The sequence below is a fragment of the Arthrobacter sp. E3 genome, from assembly GCF_017353415.1.
In the GTDB taxonomy this organism is placed as follows: Bacteria; Actinomycetota; Actinomycetes; order Actinomycetales; family Micrococcaceae; genus Specibacter.
Genome location: NZ_JAFMPX010000044.1, coordinates 18,718 through 27,421 on the forward strand (window position 1 = coordinate 18,718; position 8,704 = coordinate 27,421).

The following is an 8,704-nucleotide window of genomic DNA, read 5'->3' on the forward strand; positions in this document are numbered from 1 at the left end:
GAACACCTGGCCTTACCTGGACCGACCGTTCGGCATGCCAGGTACGGCGACCTTGCCGAGCACGTCCTCCACGATGCCCGACGGCGTCGCACCCTGGCTGGCGGCACTGCGCTCCACCAACAAGCGATGGGCCAACACCGGTTCTGCCAGCATGCGGATGTCATCCGGCAGTACAAAGCCGCGTCCCTCCAATGCGGCAGCTGCTTTCGCTGCTCGCAACAATTGCAAAAGCGCTCGCGGACTGGCGCCCAAACGCAAGGCAGGACTGTTCCGCGTGGCCTGGCCCAACGCCACGGTGTAGGCACGCACAGCTGGCGAGACGTGAACGGCTGCCACGGTCTGCACCATGGAGCGGACTTGCGCGGCCGATGCGACCGCGTCGATGCTGTCAAGTGGGTTGACTGACTGGTGGCTTTCAAGCATGGCGAGTTCGGCGGCTTCGTCGGGATATCCCAACGAAATCCGTGCCATAAAGCGGTCCCGCTGCGCTTCGGGAAGAGGATAGGTGCCTTCCATCTCAATGGGGTTTTGAGTGGCGACCACCATGAACGGTTGCTGCAGCAGGTACGTGGTTCCATCCACTGTGACCTGGTGCTCGGCCATGGACTCCAACAAAGCGGACTGGGTTTTGGCCGAGGCCCTGTTGATCTCGTCGCCAATGACAATATTGGCAAAAATGGCTCCGGGGCGGAAAACAAAAGTCTGTGCGGATTGGTTGAATACTGACACGCCCGTGATATCGCTGGGAAGCAAGTCCGGGGTGAACTGGATGCGGTTGACTGAGCAGTCCACGGCTCGTGCCAGGGATTTTGCCAGCAGGGTCTTGCCCACGCCGGGCACATCCTCCAACAAGAGGTGCCCGCCGGCGAGCAGCACGGTCAAAGCCAGCCGCACTGCCTCTTCCTTGCCGTCGATGACCGTATTCATGGTAGCCCTGATGTCAGCGCTGATTTTGGCGAAGGTTGCTGCATCCATGGCGGGCTCGCTGCTGGCATGTGCAGAGCGCGGACCCTCCACGGGTGCCTGCGGCCCTGAGCCTACCGCTCCCGAGCCTGCCACCATGGTTTCCTGCGGGTGCATGCCTTACCTTTCGGTTGATGCCCGGCGCAAAGCCCGGACGCTGCTGTGACCCACGCTACTAGCTTGAGCTGCATTTGACTCCACCGCTGCAACGAATACGGGCAAACAATAGCGTGGGAAAGGTAAAGTAATGCTCTATGTGCGCTGAAGATGTACCCCGCCCCTACCGGCCCGAATCCTTGGCGGAGCTGGTTGCGAGGAATGAGTTCGCCAGCAACGTTTCCGCCAACAACGACGGCGGCTTCCGCCAGGGCGCTTTTGCGGCAGCTCCGGAACCACTTCCGGAACCCGTCTATGACAACCACACGCACTTTGACTTCGGTGATTCCCCGGTTGGTTTGGCGGATGCGCTGGACGCTGCCCAATCCGTGGGTGTCGGTGGAGCTGTGCAGGTGGGGTGCGACCTGCCGTCATCACGCTTCACTGTGGCTGCCGTGGAGGCCGACAAGCGCCTGTTGGGCGCGGTGGCAATTCACCCCAACGATGCCCCGGAGCTGGCGGCTGCAGGGACTCTCGAGGATGCACTTGCTGAAATCGATGCACTGTCCGCCCTCCCCAGAATTCGAGCCATCGGGGAAACGGGCCTTGACTACTTCAGGACGGGGGAGAGCGGCATGGCGGCCCAACACCACTCGTTCCGCGAACATCTGGAAATCGCGAAGCGGCGAAACCTTGCCCTGCAAATTCACTGCCGTGACGCGCACACCGATGTGCTCAATATTTTGCAACAGTCGGGGGCGCCTGAGCGTTTGGTGTTTCACTGTTTCTCAGGGGATGCCGAACTGGCAAAAATCTGCAATGACAACGGCTGGTACATGTCCTTTTCCGGGACGGTGACGTTCAAGAACGCGAAAAATCTGCGCGAGGCCCTGGCTGTTGCCGAGCCAGCACTAATTTTGGTCGAGACTGACGCACCATTTTTGACGCCGCATCCGTTCCGAGGCCGCCCCAATGCCAGCTACATGCTGCCCTATACAGTACGAAGCATGAGTCAATTACTGGACCGTGAATTGGCCGGCATGTGTCAGCTTCTGCGCAGGAATACTGAAACTGTCTACGGCTCCTGGAACGATTAGAAACGTGGCATCCATCACATTCCCGTGATCAAATCTTGTCCATTTGGTCACGATTAGGTTACGCTCAAGAACTATTAGCCGTGGTCGGGGAAGACCAACGGAGGTAATGCCGCTTGATCCACCGTTCACTTGGGTCAGCGGATCCCGTTCGTAAGAACAGTTTCTGGTGGGTGTTTCCGCACTTCTCTGCGGAAAAAAATCGACTGGATGCCGTTCCTTCATCTTCCCCGTGCTCGGGCGCTCTAGTAGTTACGGGAACCTGTGTCTTCATTTCTTACAGTCAATGGCAAATTGAGCTATTTGAAGCTTGCCTGCCAGGCAGCAGTGCTTGTGGCACTCGTGGCAGGCCTGATGGCGTTCGTGACTGCCAACAAGACCGTCACCCTTGTTGTTGATGGTCAAAGCAGTTCAGTTCAAGGCTTTGGCGGTTCCGTAGGGGACGTGCTCAAGCGGGCAGACCTGAGCGTCACCGCAGCAGACCATGTCACCCCGGCCCTTGACACACCGGTGGAAAACGGTGGAACCATCACCGTCAACACGGCCAAGAACATCACCGTGAGTTTGGACGGCACAGAACAAGTCGTCACCACCACGTCCAATAAGATCAGCGGCTTGATCAACCAATTGGGTATCGCCGCGAATGCCAGGATTTCCGTTCCAGCTGACACACTGCTCGCCAACTCCAGCGACATCAACATCATCACACCCAAGAAGGTGGTTCTGGTGGCCGACGGCAAAAAGAACGTCAAGACCACGACGGCGCAGAACGTTTCCGACGTACTCGGCGAAGCAGGTGTGACACTGGCCAAGACGGACCTGGTTTCCACCCCCCGCAACGCAACTGTTGTTGAAAACATGGTCATCAAGGTGACGCGTGTGAACACTGCCGGCAACGCCAAGGAAACTGAGGCTGTGCCTTTCGAAACCGAAGAAAGCGTGGACCCGGCACTTTTCAAGGATGAAAAGAAAACCGTCACCGCCGGCGTCGCGGGAAGCCTGCAACGCACTTTCCGTACCGTGACTATTGACGGGGTTGTTGTCAGCCGTACCGAAACTGGCTCTTCGATCACCAAGGCTCCCGTAGCGGCTGCAATAAGTGTTGGCAGCAAGGAACGTCCCGCTGCTCCCGCTCCTACAGCTGCTGCTCCTGCTCCTGCTCGCGCAGCAGCATCCGCACCCAAGGCTGAAGCCGCAGGCGCCAACACCGGAGCCTCAGCACCGGCCATGTCCAATGAAGCCATGTGGGATGCCATTGCCCAGTGTGAGTCAACAGGCAACTGGTCCATCAACACCGGAAACGGCTACTACGGCGGACTCCAGTTCGACATCCCCAGCTGGTTGGCCAACGGTGGTGGAGCTTACGCCCCCAACGCCAGCTTGGCCACGAAGGCCCAGCAAATCGCCGTGGCCAACACCTACTACGCCAAGGCCGGCCTCGGACCATGGGGCTGCGCCCACGCTGCAGGCTGACAGAGCAGGACAAACCTGATCGCACAAGTTCCCGGGCTCCCTCGCCGCGTTTTCGCGGCGGGGGAGTCAACTCGTTAATAGCGGCTACGATTATTCCGTGACCCTGCCTGAGCCCAGCCCCGCAACCCAGCCACTGCTGGGTGCCACCGAAATCCGTCGCCTCGCGGAGGAAATCGGCGTCCGTCCCACGAAAACGCTGGGTCAAAACTTCGTCATTGACGGCAACACGATCCGCCGGATTGTGGCAGCGGCCAACCTCGACCCGGCTGAGACCGTGCTTGAAGTCGGCCCGGGCCTGGGGTCGCTGACACTCGGTCTGCTCGATGCCGCCGCCCGCGTGGTTGCCGTGGAAATCGACCCCGTGCTGGCCGCAAAGCTCCCCTCCACCGTAGCCGCGTTCCGCCCGGGATTGGCGGGCAACCTCGACGTCGTCCTTTCCGATGCAATGCGTGTGCGCGAACTTCCCTGCGAACCGACGGCCCTGGTGGCGAATCTGCCGTACAACGTCGCCGTGCCAGTGGTGCTGAACCTGCTGGAACATTTCCCGTCCCTGCAGCATGGCCTTGTCATGGTCCAGGACGAGGTGGCCGACCGCATGGTGGCCGGGCCTGGATCCAAGACGTACGGCGTGCCTTCGGTCAAGGGCGCCTGGTATTCCAAAATGCGCAAGGCCGGGGTGATCGGAATGAACGTGTTTTGGCCAGCCCCCAAGATTTCCTCGGGTCTGGTGGCTTTCACCCGCCACGAACCACCCGTGACACGGGCCAGCCGCGAAGAAGTGTTCGCCGTCATCGATGCAGCCTTCGCCCAACGCCGCAAAACTCTGCGCGCAGCCTTGGCAGGCTGGGCCGGTGGCGCTGCGGCAGCCGAGAGCTATCTGCGCCAGGCGGGCGTTGACCCCAGCGCCCGTGGCGAAGTCATTGACGTAGCCGCCTACGCCCGCATCGCCGAAGCCAAGATCCCGTTCACGGCCTGACATGGAACCAATGGAGCCAACAAAAAACGGCAGAGAGAGCTACCGCGAGAGCCGGGCAGCATGGGACTCGCCCACCAGCGATGATTTCTTCGACGCGACCCCCCTGTGGACTCATTCCCCGCGGCATGTCAGAGTCAGCGCACCCGGAAAAATCAACGCCTACTTTCGGGTGGGCCCGCTGCGTGAAGATGGCTACCACAACGTAGCCAGCACGTACCTTGCCGTCTCCCGTCATGAAGAAGTGTTTGCCTCTTCCAAGCCGGGCAGCCCGGCCACCGACGTGAGCGTGAGCATCAGCCCTGCAAGCACCCTTGAGCCTGCCGAACTGGCAAAGATCCCCCTCGATGGCCGCAACCTGGCAGTGAAGGCAGCCCTGCTCATAGCCGAAATCGCCGACAACCCCTGTGGCGTGCACCTGGAAATCACCAAGCATGTCCCCATCGCCGGCGGCATGGGCGGGGGCTCGGCCGACGCCGCAGCCACGCTTGTGGCCTGCGACGCGCTGTGGCGCACGGGACTCTGCCGGGAAGAACTTTCACAAATTGGGGCCGAGCTGGGCGCAGACGTGCCGTTCGCACTCTTGGGCGGTGCCGCCGTCGGCCTCGGCGTGGGGGACAAACTGACAGAAGCGTTGGCGCCGACGCCCCTGCACTGGGTGCTGGTGCCTGCCAGCCATGGGCTGTCCACGCCGGTCGTGTACGGAAAATTGGATGAACTGCGTGTGGCTGGCGGCGTCGAGGCGGAGGACCCGCGGCAGGTTGCCCCCGGTGTTTTGGCTGCCTTGCGGGCCGGGGATGCACACGCTTTGGCCCCGTACCTGCACAACGACTTGCAAGCGGCCGCGCTGGCCTTGGCCCCGGAGCTGGCAGATGTGCTGGCGCTGGGGGACGAGCTGGGTGCGCTGGCGTCGCTGGTGTCCGGCTCCGGCCCAACGCTGGCGTTTCTCGCGTCCTCCGGGGAGCATGCAGCCGAGCTCGCGGCGGACTTTTCGGCACGCGGGCATGAGGCGTGGGCCGTTGCCGGTCCCGTGCATGGAGCCGCGATTATCGCTTAAGCGCCTGTGCACCTGCAAGACTTGTCTTCTCAACGATTATTTTTTATGGAAAGTGGTACCACGTGGCTCATTTGCTGGGCGGAGAAAATCTAAGCATCGCCTTCGCAACCCGGACGGTCCTTGACGGGGTCAGTGTAGGGCTTGAAGAAGGGGACCGCATTGGCATTGTGGGGCGCAACGGTGATGGCAAGTCCACGCTGATGCGCCTGCTGGCCGGGCGGCAAACGGCGGACTCGGGCCGTGTCACTGTGCGCGGCGGGGTTCAGGTCAGCTACCTTGACCAGACCGACGTGCTCGACGGCGATGACACGGTGGGCTTCGCGATCGTGGGGGAGGCGGCAGACCACGAATGGGCGTCCAACCCCAAGATCCGCGAAATCATGGGCAACCTGGTGGGTGAGGTGGACTGGCATGCGAACATCCACTCGCTCTCCGGCGGCCAGAAGCGTCGTGTGGCCTTGGCCAAGCTGCTGATCGGGGATGACGACGTCATCATGCTCGATGAGCCCACCAACCACCTTGATGTGGAGGGTGTGGCCTGGCTGGCAAAGCACCTCAAACAGCGGTGGCGGGCCAACGAAGGCGCGTTCGTCGTCGTCACTCACGACCGTTGGTTCCTCGACGAAGTGTGCACGCGCACGTGGGAAGTCCATGACGGTGTCATTGACCCGTTCGACGGAGGCTATGCAGCGTATGTGCTGGCCCGTGCCGAGCGCGACAGGATGAACTCAGTCATTGAGACCAAGCGCGTCCAGCTTGTGAAGAAGGAACTGGCGTGGCTGCGCCGCGGTGCCCCTGCCCGCACGGCCAAGCCCAAGTTCCGCATCGAGGCCGCCAACGAGCTCATCGCCGATGTGCCGGAACCGCGCGACACCGTCGCCCTGTCCAAGATGGCCACGGCACGCCTGGGCAAGGACGTGCTGGACTTGGAGAACGTGTCGTTGAGCTTCGGTGAAGGCGAAAACGCGAAGGAAATGTTCAAGAACATCACGCTGCGACTGGCGCCGGGGGAACGGCTGGGTTTGGTGGGCGTCAATGGAGCGGGCAAGACCACGCTGTTGAAGCTGCTCAACGGTGAGCTCGAGCCGTCGGCAGGGAAGGTCAAGCGCGGCAAGACCGTGAAGACGGCCGTGCTGACCCAGGAGGTCAACGAGCTTGACGACGTCCTGGACATGCGCGTCATCGAAGTCATCGAGCGCGAGAAGCGTTCCTTCGACGTCGGCGGCAAGGAAATGAGCGCCGGGACACTCGTGGAGCAGCTTGGTTTCACGAAGGACAAGCAATGGACACAAGTGAAGGACCTCTCCGGTGGTGAGCGCAGGCGGTTGCAGCTGCTGCGCCTTCTGGTGGGGGAGCCGAACGTGCTCATGCTCGATGAGCCCACGAACGACCTTGACACCGATACCCTTGCGGCCGTGGAGGATGTCCTTGACGGCTGGCCAGGCACGCTGGTGGTGGTCTCACACGATAGGTACCTGCTGGAACGCGTCACGGATCATCAGATGGCGCTGCTGGGCGACGGCAAGCTGCGCGGGCTGCCGGGAGGCGTGGACCAGTACTTGGAACTGCGTCAAGCCGGGGACACATCCGCTCCCGGCCCTGCATCAGCCGGCGGCGCCGCGGCAGCCGGGCCTGCCGGGCCCAGCGAGGCGGAGAAGCGTGACGCCCGCAAGGTCCTGAACCGCCTTGAGCGCCAGTTGGGCAAGAACTCGGCGGCTGCGGCAAAGGCCCATGCCAAGATGACCGAGCACGTGGGGGATTACGACGCGCTGAACGAGCTGAACGCGAAACTGGCGAAGCTTGCCACTGAGCGCGAGGGCCTGGAACTTGAATGGCTTGCTGCCTCCGAGGTCCTGGAGTAACAGGTTGAAGCTGCGCACCATTGTTCGGCAACGGTGCGCAGCCCAGGAATGGCGCACCATTGAACCTCACGGGTGCGCCACGGCGTGTTCTGCCCCGCCGAACTGGGTTGTGTTTCTTCTTCCACAGCCATGGCCCGGCGCCTTCTTGTTCACAACTACGACGCCGGGGCTGCCGCTGCCTTCTTTTCTGGCCAACTATGGTGCCATGAATGCACAAAACAGCCGTACCACCAGCCCCATCGAGTCTGTTATTGCCGCCCTGGGTGGAACCGTTCGGCGCAGCGTGCTCGTGGACCGAGGATTCTCGGACCGGCACATCCGGCAGGCTGTTCAATCAGGGCGCATAAAGCGGGTCTGTCGTGGTGTCTATGCGGCCGAGGGGTCCTCGCCCCAGGCGGAGCACCTGGCCAGCAATCAGGCGGAGCTGACGTGTTTTGGCCGTGCGAGACAAGAAGGGCTTTGGGTGCTCCACGCCCAGGATGTTCCGCATGTCGGGACGGCGCACGGCCGGCCGGTATCAGGTTGTGTGACGCACAGATTCCAAGGCAGGCTGCTCCTGCGGGACATTCTTCGCCATTGTGCGCAGTGTGGGACGGAGTTGGAGATACTTTGTGTGCTGGAATCAGCCGTTGTCAAGGGAAAATGCACGGTGGCACAGCTGCGGGCGTTCTTCAGCAGGCGGAATGATGCCCGGATTCGCAAGATCATTGAGCTGATCGACCCGCAATCGATGTCGATTCCTGAAACATGCGCCAGATACCAGTTGCAGAAGGCTGGCTACAACGTCCAGGGACAGGCCTACATTCGCGGTCTGGGCCATCTTGATGCTCTGGTGGATGGCCAGCTGGGGCTCGAAATTGATGGCAAGGACTACCATAACAACGAGGAAGCTTGGAAAGAGGACCTTCGCCGCGGCAACGTTCTCATGATCCAGGACGTCCCTGTGCTGCACTTTAGGGCCGCCGTGGCCATGTACTTTCCGGAAGAAATGCTGCGCTGGGTCCGGCTGGCCTTTGAAACGCTTGCAGCGAGGCACCATTAGTGCCCAACGGTGCGCAGCGAAAATTGTCAAGCTGTGTTGAGTCACTTGGCTAGTTTTTGTGGTGTTTGTGGTTTGGGTAGGTTGATGCCGACGTGTTTGGCGGGGGCTGGTGTGGTGGGTGGCCGGCGGAATCTTTCGGGGTGT

General features: G+C 61.6%; 7 protein-coding genes. 6 read left to right on the forward strand and 1 reads right to left on the reverse strand.

All coding sequences use genetic code 11. The features are described from left to right. Nucleotides 1–12 precede the first annotated feature (12 nt). Nucleotides 13–1,080 carry a MoxR family ATPase gene (locus tag JMA46_RS14840; RefSeq protein ID WP_207346121.1) on the reverse strand — a complete coding sequence of 356 codons (1,068 nt, stop codon included), beginning with the start codon at nucleotides 1,078–1,080 and terminating at the stop codon, nucleotides 13–15. Between the two features lie 137 nt (nucleotides 1,081–1,217). On the opposite strand from JMA46_RS14840, the gene JMA46_RS14845 reads away from it, so the two are divergent. The 6 genes from JMA46_RS14845 (at nucleotide 1,218) to JMA46_RS14870 (ending at nucleotide 8,560) form a co-directional block, all read left to right on the forward strand. Beyond that, on the forward strand, nucleotides 1,218–2,156 hold the full coding sequence (locus tag JMA46_RS14845) for a TatD family hydrolase (RefSeq protein ID WP_207346122.1): 939 nt from the start codon (nucleotides 1,218–1,220) through the stop codon (nucleotides 2,154–2,156). Between the two features lie 291 nt (nucleotides 2,157–2,447). After that, entirely contained in the window at nucleotides 2,448–3,626 is a 1,179-nt protein-coding gene (locus tag JMA46_RS14850; RefSeq protein WP_247647341.1) for a resuscitation-promoting factor, read from the forward strand. A gap of 103 nt (nucleotides 3,627–3,729) precedes the next feature. Beyond that, nucleotides 3,730–4,602 carry a 16S rRNA (adenine(1518)-N(6)/adenine(1519)-N(6))-dimethyltransferase RsmA gene (gene rsmA / locus JMA46_RS14855; RefSeq protein ID WP_207346130.1) on the forward strand — a complete coding sequence of 291 codons (873 nt, stop codon included), beginning with the start codon at nucleotides 3,730–3,732 and terminating at the stop codon, nucleotides 4,600–4,602. Between the two features lie 10 nt (nucleotides 4,603–4,612). Next, a complete protein-coding gene (locus tag JMA46_RS14860; protein ID WP_207346123.1) occupies nucleotides 4,613–5,656 on the forward strand; it encodes a 4-(cytidine 5'-diphospho)-2-C-methyl-D-erythritol kinase in 1,044 nt (347 codons plus the stop codon). Nucleotides 5,657–5,718: 62 nt separating this feature from the next. Then, nucleotides 5,719–7,518, forward strand: coding sequence for an ATP-binding cassette domain-containing protein (locus JMA46_RS14865; protein WP_207346124.1), 1,800 nt, complete (start codon nucleotides 5,719–5,721; stop codon nucleotides 7,516–7,518). 205 nt (nucleotides 7,519–7,723) lie between these two features. Beyond that, complete coding sequence (locus tag JMA46_RS14870; RefSeq protein ID WP_207346125.1) at nucleotides 7,724–8,560, forward strand: type IV toxin-antitoxin system AbiEi family antitoxin domain-containing protein; 837 nt, start codon at nucleotides 7,724–7,726, stop codon at nucleotides 8,558–8,560. Nucleotides 8,561–8,704 lie beyond the last annotated feature (144 nt).

Coding starts and splice junctions, on each gene's coding strand:
- JMA46_RS14840 (WP_207346121.1), bottom strand. CDS start 1,080: ATGCACCCGCAGGAAACCATGGTGGCAGGCTCGGGAGCGGTAGGCTCA.
- JMA46_RS14845 (WP_207346122.1), top strand. CDS start 1,218: ATGTGCGCTGAAGATGTACCCCGCCCCTACCGGCCCGAATCCTTGGCG.
- JMA46_RS14860 (WP_207346123.1), top strand. CDS start 4,613: ATGGAGCCAACAAAAAACGGCAGAGAGAGCTACCGCGAGAGCCGGGCA.
- JMA46_RS14870 (WP_207346125.1), top strand. CDS start 7,724: ATGAATGCACAAAACAGCCGTACCACCAGCCCCATCGAGTCTGTTATT.